The organism is Pseudomonas capsici (genome assembly GCF_017165765.1).
GTDB lineage: Bacteria > Pseudomonadota > Gammaproteobacteria > Pseudomonadales > Pseudomonadaceae > Aquipseudomonas > Aquipseudomonas capsici.
In genome coordinates, this window is sequence record NZ_JAFGZD010000003.1 from 379,510 (window position 1) to 395,184 (window position 15,675).

A 15,675-nucleotide genomic window follows, 5' to 3' on the forward strand; every position below is an offset into this window, starting at 1 on the left:
ATGTGCGACTATCATCTGCCTCGTGCTTCTATATGCTGGCAAATTTTCCCCAAGTCTAAGGTGCGTTCTCGAATGGATGTCGTGTCTCCTCTGGATGCTTATGAACGAGCGGTCCAGCGTGGTTTTCAGCCTGACGAGGCGCAATTTCAGGCTGCCCGGCACTTGCAGACGTGTTATCTGGCGCTGGCGCAGCAGGGCAAGACACCCAGGGGCGTTTATCTGTGGGGACCTGTCGGGCGCGGCAAGACTTGGCTGATGGACCGTTTTTTCGAGAGCCTGAGCGTACCGGCCCGACGTCAGCATTTTCATCACTTCATGCGCTGGGTCCACAAGCGCATGTTCGAGCTGATGGGCACATCCCAGCCGCTCAAGGTCGTGGCCCAAGAGCTGGCCCGGGAAGTGCGGGTGCTGTGTTTCGATGAGTTGTTTGTCACCGATATCGGCGATGCAGTGATCCTCGGCGGTCTGCTGCAGGTGATGTTCGAAGAAGGTGTGGTGCTGGTCTGCACCTCCAACCAGCCACCACAGCAGCTATACAGCCATGGCCATAACCGTGAGCGCTTTCTGCCCGCCATCGCTGCGATCGAGCAGTACATGGATGTGGTGACCGTGGACGGCGGCGAAGATCATCGTCTGCATCCCGGCCAGTTGCATCAGCGTTACTGGGTTGCCGAACCGGGCAGTGCCAGTGCGCTGGGGGATATCTTCAAAGCCTTGAGTGGCGGGCAGACGGCGTATGACTCGCAGGTGATGCTCGGTTATCGCAGCATAAACGTGGTGCAGCACACCGACACGACGATCTGGTGCCGCTACCGCGACCTGTGCGAGCAACCCCTGGCAGCCATGGATTTCATCGCCTTGTGTGACCGTTTCTCGGTGATCCTGCTGGGCGAAGTCCCGGCCCTGAGCGCCGCCCAGCGCGAAGCGAAGATTGCCCGTGGCACCGAGGATGGTGTCGAGCAGGTGACGGCGGGGGATCGGCAATTGCCGCAACTGTCGCCCAAGGACGATGGCGTGCGGCGTTTCATTGCCCTGGTGGACGAGTGCTACGACCGGCGTATTCCGCTGTATATCGAGGCGCAGACATCCATGGACGAGCTGTACACCGAGGGTTACCTGTCATTTGCCTTTCGCCGCACCCTCAGTCGCCTGCAGGAAATGCAACTGGAACGTTTTACAGAGCACTGATCGTTCAGACGACATCCCGACGACGCTGGGCCAGCATGTGCCTGGCGCCTTCGATGATCAGCACCACCACCGCCAGCCAGATCGGCACATAGGTCAGCCATTCATCACGGCCAATGCTTTCACCCAGCAGCAGGGCGACACACACCAGCAGTACCGGCTCCACATAACTGAGCAGGCCGAACAGGCTGAACGCCAGAATGCGGCTGGAAAGGATGTAGCTGATCAGGGCCGAGGCGCTGATGATGCCCAGCAGCGGAATCAGAAAGTAGAGCCTGGGTTCGTGTTGAGCCGCCATCGGGTTGCCATTGGCAATGAACCACAGGCCGATGGGCAGCATGAACAGCATGTCGAACCAGAGCCCGCCCAGGTTATCGGTCTTGAGCCTGCGCCGCAGGACGAAGTAGAGCGGATAACCCAGCGCCACCAGCAGGGTTTCCCAGGAAAAGCTGCCCAGCCGCCACAGCTCGTGGCCCACGCCGATCAGGGCGAAGGAGGCGGCGATCTTCTGCAGATGCGACAGGTGTTCGCCATACACGATACGGCCGGTGACGATCATGCTCAGCGGCAGCAGGAAATACCCCAGGGACACTTCCAGGCTGCGGCCGTGCAACGGGGCCCACATGAAAATCAGTAGTTGCGCGCCCAGCAGCAGCGAAGACAGCAGGATGCCCAATATCAGCAGCGGCTGCTGCCTGATGCGCCCGGCCAGTGTGCGCACCAGTTTCCAGTCGCCACTGATCAGCATGAACAGCGTGGCGCAAGGCACGGTCAGCAACATGCGCCAGCCGAAGATTTCCTCGCCGGTCAGCGGTGTCATCAGTGAGGTATAGAAGTACATGACGGCAAACAGCACCGACGCCATGACTGACAGCACGACACCTTTATACACAGCAGCCTCTTTGATGGATGGGGCGGGCGGGATGCACTGCAAAGGTGCGTAGTCTAGTGCGAAGATTTGAAAATAGCTGGAGTATTTCTGCTCGTCAGGTGGGCGTACACGTCATGAAGCGGGAGGGGCCTTGGACGCGATGCTTCGACAGGCAACACATCTCCAGCGTCTGAACATGCTGTCGCGGCCAAGACCAGGTTCACGGAATGGAGTGATGGATTGCCCCATTTGTGAGCATTGCACATGTGGAACCCTCCCTGACTTTGCTAGGCTGTCATGCTCACCAGCACGATCCTGTCTGGTGTTCTCAAGGAGTTTGCATGACCTCTTTCAGCCACGAGGCCCAGATAACAAAGGCCCGGCAGGAGCAGTCTTCCACCCGGATAGCTTTTTTCATTGCAGGTTTCAGCGTGGCTTCCTGGGCACCACTGGTGCCTTATGCCAAGGCCCGGGTCGGGCTGGATGACGGTACGCTGGGTTTATTGTTGCTGTGTCTGGGCATGGGCTCGATCCTGGCCATGCCGATGGCCGGCGCGCTGGCGTCACGCTACGGCTGTCGCCGCCTGTTGATCATTTCCACCCTGATCGTCTGCCTGTGTCTGCCCTTGTTGGCGAGCATTTCCAGCCTGCCGCTGCTGGTGGCGACTCTGTTTGTGTTCGGTGCAGGCATGGGCGGTGTGGATTGCACGGCCAATGTCCAGGCGGTGATTGTCGAGCGGGCCAGCGGCAAGACCATGATGTCCGGTTTCCATGGCCTGTTCAGCCTCGGCGGCATTGTGGGCGCGGCGGGCGTCAGTGCCTTGCTGAGCCTGGGCGCTTCGCCGCTGATAGCAATGCTGATAGTGGTCGTGCTGACGCTTGGAGCCCTGGCCAAGGCCGCACCGCATCTGTTGCCTTACGGCAGCAAGTCCGAAGGGCCTGCCTTTGCGATTCCCCGTGGCGTGGTGCTGTTTATCGGTCTGCTGTGCTTTACCGTGTTTCTCGCCGAAGGCGCGATGCTCGACTGGAGCGCGGTTTTCCTCAGTTCGCTGCGGGGCGTTGAAACTTCCTATGCCGGCCTGGGTTACGCGGTGTTTGCCGTGACCATGACATTGGGGCGGCTGTTTGGCGATGCGGTGGTGCGCAGGCTCGGCTCCAACCGGATCATCATTCTGGGCGGTTTGTGCGCTGCCAGCGGTCTGGCGATTGCCACGCTGGTGCCGGCCTGGGAGGCGGCCTTGCTGGGTTATGCCCTGGTGGGGGCCGGTTGCTCGAATATCGTGCCGGTCTGCTACAGCGCTGTCGGCCGCCAGACCACCATGCCGGAAAGCGTCGCGATCCCGGCCATCACCACGGTCGGTTATGCCGGGATTCTGGTCGGGCCGGCTGCCATCGGTTTCATCGCCCATGCCAGCAGCCTGGAACTGGCGTTCATGATCGTTGCCGTGATGCTGCTGGGCGTGGCGATCAGTGGCAGCCAGCTCAAGACCTGAGACCTTACAGCTTGCGCGCCATGCCCGAGACGCGGATCGAACTGCCGGTCTGTTCCGGGATTTCGGCGCGCAGGCGTGACGGGCTGCCCATGTCCTCGCCCTGCAGAATGTCGATGACGCCGCCGTGGGGCCAGCCGATATCACGCAGGTAACCGGCCAGCGCTGCGGTTGCCGCGCCGGTGGCCGGGTCTTCGTAGACACCGCCGAAGGCGAACGGATTGCGGGTATGGAAGAACTGCTCGCTTTCGGCAAACACCAGCACGATGGTTGCCCAGCCTTCGCGCACCATCAGCTGGCGTCCGGCTTCCTGATCGTATTGCATGGCCTTGAGCGTCGAGCGGCTATTGAGTGCCAGCACCAGATGCCCGGCACCGCCGTTGATCGCCGCAGGCGGGATGCGCTCATCCAGATCGCTGTGCTGATAACCGAACAGCGCCAGGGCTTCTTCCAGCAATTGCGGGCTGATGGCTTTGCTGTGCGTGGGCGGGGATTGCAGGGCGGCTGAGGTCAGTTCGCCACGGGCATGGCCTTCGACCGTGATCTGCGCCTGATTGAGGGTCAGCCTGAACAGCCCGTCGCCTTGCTGCCCGGCCAGTGCTGCGCCCAGAGCAATGGTGGCATGGCCGCAGAAGGGCACTTCGGCCAGGGGCGAGAAGTAACGTACTCGCCATCCATCGTCCAGCGGGGCCGCGAAGGCCGTTTCCGAAAAACCGACCTCGGCGGCAATGCGCTGCATGGTGTTTTCATCGGGCAGTGCATCGCCGATCCAGACGCCTGCCGGGTTGCCGCCTTGATTACCGTCGCTGAAGGCAGCCAGTTTGAGAATTTCCGTGGTCATGTCGGACAGACCTTATCGTCACTGTGGGCCAATGATTGTGCCGAACCCTTGCACTGCAATCCAACGGCAAATGCATTCAGGAGCGCGAGGCCTCGCCACATCTGGACAGGCGGCGCTGCACAACCCGCTCGCGCACGCTGTCGTAGGCCCAGTTGAACAGCATGGTGTAAGGCAGGAAAAACAGCAGCACGCCAATATCCAGCCAGAAGGCCTGCATCAGGCTGATGGACAGCCACCAGGCGGCCAGCGGCACGATGGCCAGAATCAGACCGCCCTCGAAACACACGGCATGCAGCGCCCGGGCCGTGAAGGTCATGGCAAAGCCTGTCTTGCGCCGGATGCGGTCGAAGAGGGCATTGAACAGCATGTTCCAGAGCATCGCTGCCGTGGAAATCATCACCGTCAGCGCGCCCATCTTGCCCAGCGACTCATCCATGATCCAGGCCAGCAATGGCGCACAGATGATCAGACCAATCAGCTCGAAGAGCAGCGCATGCAGGATGCGCTCTTTGAGCGATTTGACAGGCACGTTCGCTGACTCGGCAGTGCTCTGACTTGTCTGTTCCATGGCAAATCTCACCTCTGTGGTCATAGGAGGCTGCATTTTCATCGGTCATTGCGCTAAAGTGAAAATAGTTTCCATCGGGAAAACCGATAGAAGGATGCCCATGAGTTTTTCACCCGAAGCCCTCGAGGCCTTTGCCCAGATTGTCGAACTGGGTTCGTTCAGTGCTGCTGCCCGCCGTCTGGGCAAAAGCCAGTCCACCATCAGCGAAGCCATTGCCCGGCTGGAAATCGATCTGGGGCTGGAGCTGTTCGACCGCTCCGCACGTCAGCCGGTCCTGACCGAAGCGGGCAGGGTCATGCTGGGGCGCGTCGAGGATGTGCTCAGTGCTTCGGATTGCCTGCGCCGTACCGCGGGGCGTCTGGCGGCAGGTGCCGAGCCGCGCCTGACTCTGGTGCTGTCCGATGCCAACCAGTTTGCCGAGTTTGAGGTGCGCATGACGGAACTGGACCAGCGCTTTCCCGAACTGGAGCTGGAGTGCGTGTTTGCCGAACATGGCGATGCGGTCAACCTGATCCAGTCGGGCAGGGCGTCACTGGGGCTGTTGTCGGCACAGGCGAGCTACCCGCCGGAAATCGGCCACGCGACCATTGTCGAGCGTGCGGACTTCGGCCTGTTCGTCGCCCACTCCCATCCGCTTGCTGCGCTGGAGCAGGTGAGCTATCAGCAACTGTCCGAATACCGGGCGCTGCGGCTCAATACCTTGATTGACCACAACATCCCTACCGATGACTTGCCCACCAGTGGCTATCGCAACTGGTCAGCGCCCAATTACCTGCTGTTGATGGATATGGCGGGATTCGGCTTTGGCTGGTCGGCCTTGCCGCGCTGGCTGGTGTCGCGCTATGCCAGTGGACTGTTGAAGGAACTCAAGGTACCGGGCTGGCCGCGCAGTTCGGCGGTGGATGTCATCTGGTCGCGCCAGCGCAGTCTGGGGCCTGCAGGGGCGTGGCTGCTGGAAACCCTGATCCCGGCGTAAAAACGCATGAAGGGGCTTACCCCCATCGTGTTTTCTACAGGCAAATAAAAACCCGCCGAAGCGGGTTTTTCAAAGACCATCCAACTCCCTGTCGGCAGGCATCCAGGCCATGGTCGATCATCCTTGATCCTGGCGAACTCCCTGCTCACCAGTTGTTGGATCCAATATTACGAGGCTTCTTGAAGGGCAAAAAGAGCGAATTGTCCTCGGCTCGTGTAAGCCTTTGGCTATACGTCGGTGATGAAAACTCCCATTGGCGAGTGCCACAGTCAGGCTTCCGGGTCTTTCCCGTAGCGCAGGGCTTCGACCAGCAGTTGAAAGGCCGGAGTATTCTGCCGACGGCTGGGGTAGTAGAGGTGATAACCAGGAAATTCAGGGCACCAGTCATCCAGGACTCTCACAAGGCGCCCGGCTTCCACATGGCGTATCACTTGGGAGTCGAGCAGAGACGCGAGCCCGAATCCGGCAAGCGCCGCCTCCAGGATCATCTCGGGGCGGTTGAATGCAACTTGTCCCGATACGCGAATCTGGGTCTGCCGCCCCTCTTTCTCGAACTGCCAGGCGGCCATCCCACCCAGGCTCGGAAACCTGCGATTGATGCATTGATGGCTGGCGAGCTGATCCGGATGAGTCGGAACGGGATGCCTGGCCAGATACGCCGGTGAGCCCACGATGACGCAGCGCTCCATGGGGCCGATAGGGATGGCGATCATGTCCTTGCTCACGTTTTTACCCAGACGGATGCCTGCGTCATAGCGCTCGGCAACGATATCGACGAATCCGTTATCGACAGTGACCTCGACTTCGATGTCAGGGTATTGGGGAAGCAGGCGATTCAGTGCAGGCCACAGGATGGTTTCGGCGACATGATCTGCTGTCGTGATGCGGATGGTCCCGGCAGGTTTGTCACGTACGTCGGTCAGGCTTTTTAGCTGCGCCGTGATGTCAGCCAGCGCGGGTTTGAGTGTTTCAAGCAGTCGTTCTCCTGCATGGGTAGGAGACACACTGCGGGTGGTCCGGGTGAGAAGGCGTACGCCCAGCCGCGCCTCCAGCCTCCGGATCTTGTGGCTCAGCGCCGACTGGGATGTTCCGAGACGGCCCGCCGCACGGGTGAAGCTGCACTCTTCGGCAACGGCTGCAAAAGCCATCAGGCTGCCCATCTCGTCGTGAAACATTTAGTTACTCCAGTCATGAGCGGTGCGCTTATATGCCTGCCGGATCTTATCCACTCCCTGTTTCACTGCCTATCTTCGATCTATATATGATGTTTCGTCATATACCCATTCGATGCTGCCTACCTAATCTTTCCTGCTTGCCCGGTCAATAATTCACCCACAGCTCTGCGTTGAGCGCTCGAACGATTGAAAGGAGATTTCATGAAAAGCAGCTTTTACGGGCGAATGGGGTGGGTGACCGCCGGGCTCCTGAGCGCCCTGTCAGCGGGCGTTCATGCCGCGCCTTCCACGGCTGTTGAAGATGCCTTTGACATCATCCCTGAACGACCTTCAAGCGTCTTCGCCGATGCAACCGCCACCCATGTGCCCATCGCACCGAGCCTCCATGCAACGGACTCGGTATTCGTCGATGTCGACAAGGACGGGGATCTGGATGTGGTGGTATCCGTTGAGCATGGGGTGAATCGTCTGTATCTCAATGATGGTCATGGCCGGTTGTCTATCAAACCGGGTGCCTTCGGAACGGTGATTCATGACAGCGAGCATGTCCGAGCCGCCGATTTGAATGCGGATGGCAACATGGACGTGGTATTCGTTGCCGAAGCCGATGAGGTGCATCAGCTGTTTCTGGGCGACGGGAAAGGCGGATTTACCGATGCCAGTGATCGTTTGCCCCAAACCAGTCAAGGCAATGCCCTGGCGTTGGGGGATGTCAATGGAGACAACCTGCCAGACATCCTGATTGGCAGCACAGGCGAAACGGGTTACGCGCCCGACGCGAAGATTGTTCCAGCACGAAACCTGCTCTTTCTGAATGACCCCAAGCGACCTGGCCACTTCATCAATGCCACGCAGCCCCATCTGCCAAAGACCAACGACCAGACCGAAGGTGTGGTCCTGGCCGATATGGACGGCGACGGGGATCTCGATATGGTGCTGGCAAGTCCGGCGTTATCGAATCGACTCTTGTTGAACGACGGGAAAGGGCACTTCAGTGACGCTTCCGAGCGACTCGATCTGCGCGTACCGATGGAGACCCGGGAAGTACATGTTGCCGACCTGAACCGGGACGGCCATCCGGATATCGTGTTTTTCAATATCACCAGCAATAACTTCGGCTGGGACAAGGACCCTCAAACCCGGATTCTGGTGAACGATGGCAAGGGGCGTTTTGTGGATGAAACGGCACAGCGCTTCCCCGCACACAGCTTTTCAAGCTGGGCCGGTACAGTGGTGGATTTCAACGGCGATGGACACCCCGATCTGCTTGTCGGTGCAATTCAGATCCCCGGGTTCGTCCCGCTCCAGTTGCGTGCGTGGCAGAACGACGGTCAAGGCCATTTCAAGGATGTCACCGCCGATGTCGTTCCCGGCATTACTGTCGGGCGTAGTTGGAGCATGGGGCGCGGTGATCTGGACGGCGATGGCAAGGACGATGTATTTATCGGCGGTTGGGGCACCCAGGCACGCCTTCTGCTCAGTGACAAAGAGGGTTACCGGAATTCGTTGCCGCCCATGACGAAGTTGGCTCCGGCTCCACGTTAACGTTGTTGTACCGGATTCATCAGGCCTGTCGGGGGAGAGCGTGTTTCTCTGCAGTCTTAGGCTTTGTACGAAATCTATCTGCGCTCGATGATGCTGCGTTAAAAACAGGCTCGGAATGCTCATTTACACCAGTAAACTCCGCTTCCTCGCCTGTTTTTGCCTTGCCTCATCTTCGCTCGAAAACATTTCGTACAGAGCCTAACAAGTAGCCGACAAAAGCGGCTACTGTGCATTTTTATTTCAAGGTCGAAGCTGTGTTCCATACGTTTCTTACGGTTGCTTGCCTCTATGTCCTGGTGCGGTGTGTTTATCCGCTGAAGATTTCAACGTTCGCACGCTTATTGATAGCCATCGGTGTGCTGATCGTTTCCAAGTATCACTATTGGTCATTGTTGATCTATGGAGACATGTGGTCGCCAGAGTTGCCTTTTGGGGTCGTACTGGTTCTGGGCTGGCTGTTCTGCGCCTTTGTGCTGCTGACGGTGTTCACGGTGATCGGCGATGTGGCAGGTCTTGCCCTGACAGTGTCAGGGCGTCGGCCGGTATTCAGGCGGATAGCTCCCAGGTGGCGAGCGGGCTCGGTCTTGCTGGCATTGGCTCTGGCGGCGGTGGGGGTTCAGCAGGCGATCAAGGTTCCGGACGTTCGCAGGGTGGAATTGGCGATTGATAACCTTCCACCGGAGTTCAACGGTTTCCGTTTCGTGCAGCTCAGCGATCTTCATATCAGTCGACTCTTTCCTGAGTCCTGGGCCCGCGCAGTGGTCGATCGAACCAACGAACTTTCCGCTGACCTCGTACTGATTTCCGGCGACCTGATCGACGGCTATACGGATGCAAGGCGTTCCGATGTAACACCTCTGGCAGACCTGCAGGCGCGATACGGCGTGATCGGTATTCCCGGCAATCACGAGTATTACTTCGATTACTCGGCGTGGGCTCCTGTGTTCAAGGGCATGGGGATAAAAATGCTGGAGAACCAGCATGTGGTACTTCAGCAGGGGAATGCAGCCCTCACGATCGCAGGTATCACGGATGATGTTGCGCCGAAGTACGGGTTCGCAGGCCCGGATCTGGCAAGGGCGCTGGCCGGTGCCCCGGCCAGCGCGCCAACGATTCTGCTCAGCCACAGGCCCGAGGCGGCAATGGAAAATGCTGATGCGGGTATTGACGTGCAACTGTCCGGGCATACGCACGGTGGCATGATCCTGGGGTTCGATCAAATCGTTGCTCGTGCCAACGAAGGGTATGTATCCCGTGGCTATGACGTGGGGCGGATGAAGTTGTACGTGAGCAATGGCACAGGGTTATGGATGGGATTCCCTGTCCGGCTGGGTGTCCCTTCCGAGATCACTGAATTTGTTCTCAGGCCGGCAAATTAAGTCTGCGGGGAGTTCCTGTCCGTCATCGAGCTACTCCCCGAAGTTTTCTGCAGGCAAATAAAAACCCGCCGAAGCGGGTTTTTCCAAAGACCATTCCAACTCCCTGCCGGCAGCCCTCCGGGCCATGGTCGATCATCCTTGATCCTGGCGAACTCCCTGTTCACCAGTTGTTGGATCCAATCTTACGAGGCTTCTTGAAGGGTAAAAATAGCGAATTGTCCTATGATCGTGTAAGCCTTTGGCTATATGTCGGCTCTGAAATTTCCCATGACCTTGGAGCAGAAGGTTCTTCAGGGCTCTGGTCCGCTATCTCAAGCTGATATCATCCAGGCATTCGCAAGGTGAGTGGGAAACATGAATCGTCGTAAAAAGATCCAGCAGCTGTTAAAGGCTCACGCCAAGAAGGCCAGTGCCAAACTGGCCCCCAAGAGCAAGCCCAAGTACATCTGCAAGGCCGATCGATTGAAAATGGCTGCCGAAGCCGCTCAAGAGGCGACACCTGCAGATTCGCAGTGAGGGATATAAAGCGCTGAGCCGTCTGGCTCACTTTTCTGCAGGCAAATAAAAACCCGCCGAAGCGGGTTTTCCAAAGACCATTCCAACTCCCTGTCGGCAGGCATCCAGGCCATGGTCGATCATCCTTGATCCTGGCGAGCTTCCTGCCCACCAGTTGTTGGATCCAATACTACGAGCCTTTCTGAAGGGCAAAAAGAGCGAATTGCCCTTGGGTCGTGTAAGCCTTTGGCTATACGTCGAATCTGAAATTTCTCATCCATAAGTACAAACAAGCTGCCTCTCACAAAGCGATGCGGTATCTGAAGTGCCTCTCAACTTGAACGCCTGGGGGATATCAGCGAAGCTGCCGCCGCATCAATAAATGAATATCGGACGTGGTGAATGGCGCTCAAGGTGATGGTGGTCGGCGGTTATGGAAATTTCGGCAGCATCATTTGCCGGCATCTCGCCGCCGTATCCGATATCGAACTGGTCATCACAGGGCGCGATGCGCAAAAGCTGGCGCACAAGGTCGAGGCGCTTGAGCGGCAGTCTGGCAAGGTTGTGCAAGGCTGGTGTGGCAACGCGATGAGCGCAGAGCTGAAATCGGTCCTGAGGCAAATGAGCATTGATTGGGTGATCCATACGGCTGGCCCGTTTCAGGGGCAACCCTATGCCATTGCCGAGTCCTGTATCGAGGCCGGGGTCAATTACTGCGACCTGTCCGACTGCCGCCATTTCGTCAGCGGCATTTCCGCGCTCGATGCGCGGGCCAGGGCGGCGGGCGTGGCGATCTTCAGCGGTTGCAGCTCCGTGCCTTCGCTGTCTTCGGCCATCATCGATCAACATCGCCATCGCTTTACCCGTATCGACACCATCAACCACGGCATTTCCTCGTCGGCGAAAATGCCCGGTCTGTCGACCATCGAAGGTGTGCTGGCCTATGCCGGCAAGCCGATCAACCAGCTCAGGAGCGGGCAGGTGCATGCGGTATCAGGCTGGCAGGGGCTCGTCCTGCGCAAGATGCCGATGATCGGCACCCGGCTTCTGGCCAATGTCGATGTGCCCGACATGGATATCTTCGCCGGGCGCTATGGTGCCAGGAACCTGAGCTTCAAGGCCGGGTCGGGCCTGAAGCTCGGAGGTGTCGCCAACTATTTACTGGCTCTGGCGGTGAGGGCAGGGGTGATCCGTTCCATTCCCGAATGGGCTGCGCGGCTGCATCGCTGGGGAACCTGGTTCGAGCGTTTTGGGGATGGCAAAAGTGCGATGTTCATCGATGTCCACGGTCTTGATCATGACGCCAGGCCACTCTTGATGACGGTGCAATTGACAGCTTCCAACGACAAGGGCCCGGAAATCCCCAGTTGCGCAGCCGTTGCCCTGATGGAAAAGGTCAATCGCGGTTACACGTCTGAACCCGGTGCCCGGGCCTGTGTGGGGGAAATCACCGTTGACGAGTACCTGGCGGCGATCGACGAGCCGTTGAATATTCATCTGTCCGTACAGTTTTCCGACAAGCAGCGCTGACCGATGACGTACCTTCTTCTGAAATACACCCACATCATCGCGGCAATTTTCCTGTTTGGTTTCGGCATGGGGTCTTACCTGTATCTGATTGCCGTCAGCCGCACTGCCAACCCGCACGTCATCGCCCATGTCGCCAGAATGGTGGTGCGCTTCGATACCTGGATTACCACCCCGGCGGGTTTTCTGCAGATCATCAGCGGCTACCTGCTGACCCGAATCATGGGCCTGCCCCTGACCACGGAGTGGGTACTGACCTCGCTGGTGATTTTCCTGTGCGTGGGCTCACTCTGGCTGCCGGTGCTGGTCCTGCAGAAGCAATTGCAGACGATGGCGCTGGCAGCGGTTCACTCGGGGGCAGAACTGGGCGTCGAGTATCAGGCCATTTACCGCAAGTGGTTCTGGATGGGCGTGCTGGGGTTTGCAGGAATGTTCGTTATCGTGCTGATCATGGTGACCAAGATGACGCCATGGCAGGTGGTGGGGATGTTAGGGTGACTGGCGAGACGAGCTGCTTCAGCGCAGGCTTGTGCGCCCCCTGTCCCACGGCGCCACATCACCGCCAAAACGGGCGACGAAGAAGTCAATGAGTAACCGCAGCGGCAGGGGCTGGTGTCTGCGTGACAGATACACCGCCTGGATATTCATCGTGTCCAGCTCGTAGGCCGGCAGTACCACCTCCAGCGTTCCCCGGGTCAGTTCTTCTCCGACGTAGTAGGTGGGCAGCATCGCAATGCCGGCACCCGCCAGCGCTGCGGCTCGCACGATCGAGGTCTCGTTGGCAGTGAGAGTACCTTGCGCCTCTACGGTGGTGACTTCATCTCCCTTGCGCAAATTGTATGAGGGTGCAAAACCGTTGCTATGGGTGATAAACCTGTGAGCATTCAAATCCTGTGGCCCTTTCGGTGTGCCGCTGCGCTTGAGGTAGGCCGGCGATGCACAAAGGACGGAATGACAGACTGTCAATTTGCGTGCGACCAGTCCTTCATCGATCCGGTTGCTGAGCCTGATGGCCAGATCGATGCGGTCCTGAACCAGATCAACCCGCCTGTCCAGCATGACCAGATCGATTGCCAGCCTGGGGTAGAGCGCCTGGAAATCCACTATGGCGGCGGTGAGCTGGGCCTGAGCGAACGACGGTGTAGAGGTCAGTCGTAAACGCCCCTGTACTTCTCCTTCCTGGCTCGCCTCCAGATGGACGTCATCGGCAAGAGCAACCATTTCCCTGCAGGTTCTGAGCGCCTTGAAACCGGCATCGGTCAGCGTCAGTTTTCGAGTGGTGCGATGCAGAAGCCGCACACCCAGCCATGCCTCCAGACTTTCGAGGTAGCGGCTTATCATCGGCCTGGACATGTCCAGTGCCTCGGCAGTGGCGCTCATGCTGCCACGATCGGCAATCTCGACGAACACCCGCATTGCAGTGAGACGATCCATTTATTTTAACGATCCGGTTAACAATCAATTAATTGAAAGGGAGTTTATTCTCAATATACGAATCAATACAGTGCCTCCATCAGCAGCAACCGCTGCTATCGGAGACATCATGAACAACTTCAACCTTCCCGCCCCGACAGTCGTTTATGTGATGGATGCCTATTGCGGCTGGTGCTGGGGATTTGCCGAACGCATCGCCGAGTTCGAGGCTGCGAACCGCCATCGGGTGGACTTCACGGCTATCAGTGGTGGCCTGTTCGTCGGCAGCCGCGCAGCTCCACTATCTGACTACCCGCACATTCCAGAGGCCAACGAACGGATCTCGCGTCTTACCGGCGCAGTGTTCGGCGACGCCTACCAAAAGCTCTTGCGCAAGGGCGACGCGGTGATGGACTCATTCGGCGCAGCACAAGGTCTGGCCGTACTGCGCGCTCAGGCTCCGGAGCGAGCCATTCACTGGGCTCACGAGCTGCAGGCAGCGTTTTATCTGTCGGGGCTGAGCCTGTCCGACCCCGAAACCATTGCCGCCATCGCCAGGGCGAACGGCCTGGACGAATCCGCTGTGCTGAGCGATCTGAAGCATGGCTTGAGTGCAGTGCAGGCACAGGCAGATTTCGCCCGGGTACGCCGTCTCGGTGTGGCGTCTTATCCGACGCTTCTCTTCATCAACGGCAGCGATGTCCACCAACTGCCAGCCACCGGTACGGCACTGGATGTCCTGAATCGAAAGCTCGACACATTGCTGGTCTGACGAGCACGCCTACACTCACAGCCTCAATCCCTCAACGGAGACAACCATGATCAAGATCGCTATCGTCTATTTCAGTGGCTATGGCCATACAGCCAAACAAGCGGAGGCCGTTCAGCGCGGTGCTGCATCGCTGGAAAATACCGAAGTCACTCTGCTTCGCATCGACCAGGACGGCCATCTGCCAGACGGCTCGCTCGATGTGCTGGAAGCGCAGGATGCGATCATTTACGGATCACCGACCTATATGGGCGGGCCAGCCTGGCAGTTCAAGAAATTTGCCGATGCTTCCTCGAAACTCTGGTTCAAAGAGGGCCTCAAGGACAAGATTGCCGCAGGTTTCACTAACTCCGCATCGGTCAACGGCGACAAGTTCTCCACCATTCAATACATGTGGACGCTTTCCCAGCAGCATGGGCAGATCTGGGTGGGGACGGGCCTGATGCCTGCGAACAAGACCGAAAACGGTCCTGCTGACATCAACTGGTCTGGCGGCTTTGCCGGTGCCCTGGCCATTTCTCCATCGGATGCCAGCGCCGATGATGCACCACGCTCTGGCGACTTGAAGACCGCCGAGCTCTTTGGTCAGCGTGTGGTTGAAGTCGCACGCAGATTCAAGCGCTGAAAGTTGTGCCAGGGCGGCACGTCTGCTTCCCTGGCCTCTCATTTCATTCGGTACGGTTGGCAAAGACTTCCTTGGCCGCAAACAATCCGTTGAGCGCAGCAGGAAAGCCCGCATACACCGCCATCTGCATCAGGATTTCGGTGATTTCTGCCTGCGAAAGCCCGACATTCAAAGCAGCCTCGATATGCACCTTCAGTTGAGGCGTTGCGGTGCCCATGGCAGCCAAGGCTGCGACTGTAGCAATCTCCCGGTCTCGCACATTCAAGCCGGGGCGCGAGTAGATGTCGCCAAAGGGAAATTCGAACAGATAAGTGGCAAAGTCGGGGGCGATATCGGCGAGTGCGGCAATCACTTTATGCCCGGCTTCGCCGTCGATTTCGGCAAGTGCCCGTTTACCTCGTTCCAGTCGACTTTCGTCTGCGTAGGGGCGGTGCGGTGTCATATTCATTGATCCTCTGTGCGCGATCGACATAACCGGCGATCTTGGTATCGAGGACGAGCAGGCAGGCTGAGAGTTCGGCCACTTTGGCCCGTACGGACTCGCGATGCTGTTCAAGCATTTCGCAACGTTCGGCTTCCGTTTCTACACCACGCTCGCGCAGGTTCGCATAACGCAGCATTTCCCTGATCGGCATCCCGGTGGTTTTCAAGCGACCAAGAAACTCGATCCAGACCAGAATCGATGAGTCATAGTCACGCTGACTCGAGCCGTCGCGTCGGGCGTAAGGAAGCAATCCAATGCGCTCGTAATAGCGAATCGTATGGGCCGAAAGCCCCGAGCGTTCAGCCAGTTCACCTATCTTCATATCCACCTTC

At 58.5% G+C, this 15,675-nt stretch carries 17 protein-coding genes; 10 read left to right on the forward strand and 7 right to left on the reverse strand.

Going from position 1 to position 15,675, the window contains the following annotated elements; genetic code table 11:
• Positions 1-72: 72 nt before the first annotated feature.
• Positions 73-1,188 carry a cell division protein ZapE gene (gene zapE, locus JSY17_RS06365; RefSeq protein ID WP_122372686.1) on the forward strand — a complete coding sequence of 372 codons (1,116 nt, stop codon included), beginning with the start codon at positions 73-75 and terminating at the stop codon, positions 1,186-1,188.
• Between the two features lie 4 nt (positions 1,189-1,192).
• On the opposite strand, the gene rarD is transcribed toward zapE, so the two are convergent.
• Complete coding sequence (gene rarD, locus JSY17_RS06370) at positions 1,193-2,077, reverse strand: EamA family transporter RarD (protein WP_206402046.1); 885 nt, start codon at positions 2,075-2,077, stop codon at positions 1,193-1,195.
• A gap of 320 nt (positions 2,078-2,397) precedes the next feature.
• On the opposite strand from rarD, the gene JSY17_RS06375 reads away from it, so the two are divergent.
• On the forward strand, positions 2,398-3,549 hold the full coding sequence (locus JSY17_RS06375; protein ID WP_117185963.1) for an MFS transporter: 1,152 nt from the start codon (positions 2,398-2,400) through the stop codon (positions 3,547-3,549).
• 4 nt (positions 3,550-3,553) lie between these two features.
• Here the strand turns inward: JSY17_RS06375 and JSY17_RS06380 are convergent, their stop codons facing one another.
• Positions 3,554-4,387, reverse strand: coding sequence for a PhzF family phenazine biosynthesis protein (locus JSY17_RS06380; protein WP_117185962.1), 834 nt, complete (start codon positions 4,385-4,387; stop codon positions 3,554-3,556).
• A 76-nt stretch (positions 4,388-4,463) separates the two neighbouring features.
• Entirely contained in the window at positions 4,464-4,955 is a 492-nt protein-coding gene (locus JSY17_RS06385; RefSeq protein WP_200976506.1) for a multidrug/biocide efflux PACE transporter, read from the reverse strand.
• A gap of 100 nt (positions 4,956-5,055) precedes the next feature.
• On the opposite strand from JSY17_RS06385, the gene JSY17_RS06390 reads away from it, so the two are divergent.
• Positions 5,056-5,931 (forward strand): LysR family transcriptional regulator, encoded by an 876-nt coding sequence (locus JSY17_RS06390; protein ID WP_117166658.1) that lies wholly within the window; start codon positions 5,056-5,058, stop codon positions 5,929-5,931.
• Positions 5,932-6,200: 269 nt separating this feature from the next.
• On the opposite strand, the gene JSY17_RS06395 is transcribed toward JSY17_RS06390, so the two are convergent.
• The gene (locus JSY17_RS06395) at positions 6,201-7,106 is read right to left on the reverse strand and encodes a LysR family transcriptional regulator (protein WP_122372684.1); all 906 of its coding nucleotides are present in this window, start codon (positions 7,104-7,106) and stop codon (positions 6,201-6,203) included.
• Between the two features lie 201 nt (positions 7,107-7,307).
• Here JSY17_RS06395 and JSY17_RS06400 point away from each other — a divergent pair, with 201 nt between their 5' ends.
• The 5 genes from JSY17_RS06400 (at position 7,308) to JSY17_RS06420 (ending at position 12,550) form a co-directional block, all read left to right on the forward strand.
• Entirely contained in the window at positions 7,308-8,651 is a 1,344-nt protein-coding gene (locus JSY17_RS06400) for an FG-GAP repeat domain-containing protein (protein ID WP_206402047.1), read from the forward strand.
• 227 nt (positions 8,652-8,878) lie between these two features.
• Complete coding sequence (locus JSY17_RS06405) at positions 8,879-10,030, forward strand: metallophosphoesterase (RefSeq protein ID WP_263942935.1); 1,152 nt, start codon at positions 8,879-8,881, stop codon at positions 10,028-10,030.
• Between the two features lie 354 nt (positions 10,031-10,384).
• Complete coding sequence (locus tag JSY17_RS06410) at positions 10,385-10,546, forward strand: DUF2986 domain-containing protein (protein WP_117181227.1); 162 nt, start codon at positions 10,385-10,387, stop codon at positions 10,544-10,546.
• Positions 10,547-10,927: 381 nt separating this feature from the next.
• Positions 10,928-12,055 carry a saccharopine dehydrogenase family protein gene (locus JSY17_RS06415; RefSeq protein ID WP_206402049.1) on the forward strand — a complete coding sequence of 376 codons (1,128 nt, stop codon included), beginning with the start codon at positions 10,928-10,930 and terminating at the stop codon, positions 12,053-12,055.
• A gap of 3 nt (positions 12,056-12,058) precedes the next feature.
• On the forward strand, positions 12,059-12,550 hold the full coding sequence (locus tag JSY17_RS06420) for a DUF2269 domain-containing protein (protein WP_206402050.1): 492 nt from the start codon (positions 12,059-12,061) through the stop codon (positions 12,548-12,550).
• An 18-nt stretch (positions 12,551-12,568) separates the two neighbouring features.
• Here the strand turns inward: JSY17_RS06420 and JSY17_RS06425 are convergent, their stop codons facing one another.
• On the reverse strand, positions 12,569-13,486 hold the full coding sequence (locus JSY17_RS06425; RefSeq protein WP_206402051.1) for a LysR family transcriptional regulator: 918 nt from the start codon (positions 13,484-13,486) through the stop codon (positions 12,569-12,571).
• 109 nt (positions 13,487-13,595) lie between these two features.
• Here JSY17_RS06425 and JSY17_RS06430 point away from each other — a divergent pair, with 109 nt between their 5' ends.
• Entirely contained in the window at positions 13,596-14,237 is a 642-nt protein-coding gene (locus JSY17_RS06430; protein ID WP_200976493.1) for a DsbA family protein, read from the forward strand.
• A 46-nt stretch (positions 14,238-14,283) separates the two neighbouring features.
• Positions 14,284-14,859: a flavodoxin family protein gene (locus JSY17_RS06435; RefSeq protein ID WP_117166650.1), complete on the forward strand. Its 576-nt coding sequence runs from the start codon at positions 14,284-14,286 to the stop codon at positions 14,857-14,859.
• 43 nt (positions 14,860-14,902) lie between these two features.
• On the opposite strand, the gene JSY17_RS06440 is transcribed toward JSY17_RS06435, so the two are convergent.
• Positions 14,903-15,301, reverse strand: coding sequence for a carboxymuconolactone decarboxylase family protein (locus tag JSY17_RS06440; protein ID WP_117181232.1), 399 nt, complete (start codon positions 15,299-15,301; stop codon positions 14,903-14,905).
• Positions 15,252-15,665 carry a MerR family transcriptional regulator gene (locus JSY17_RS06445; RefSeq protein WP_117166648.1) on the reverse strand — a complete coding sequence of 138 codons (414 nt, stop codon included), beginning with the start codon at positions 15,663-15,665 and terminating at the stop codon, positions 15,252-15,254. Before JSY17_RS06445 ends, JSY17_RS06440 begins: the two co-directional genes overlap by 50 nt.
• Positions 15,666-15,675: the final 10 nt, after the last annotated feature.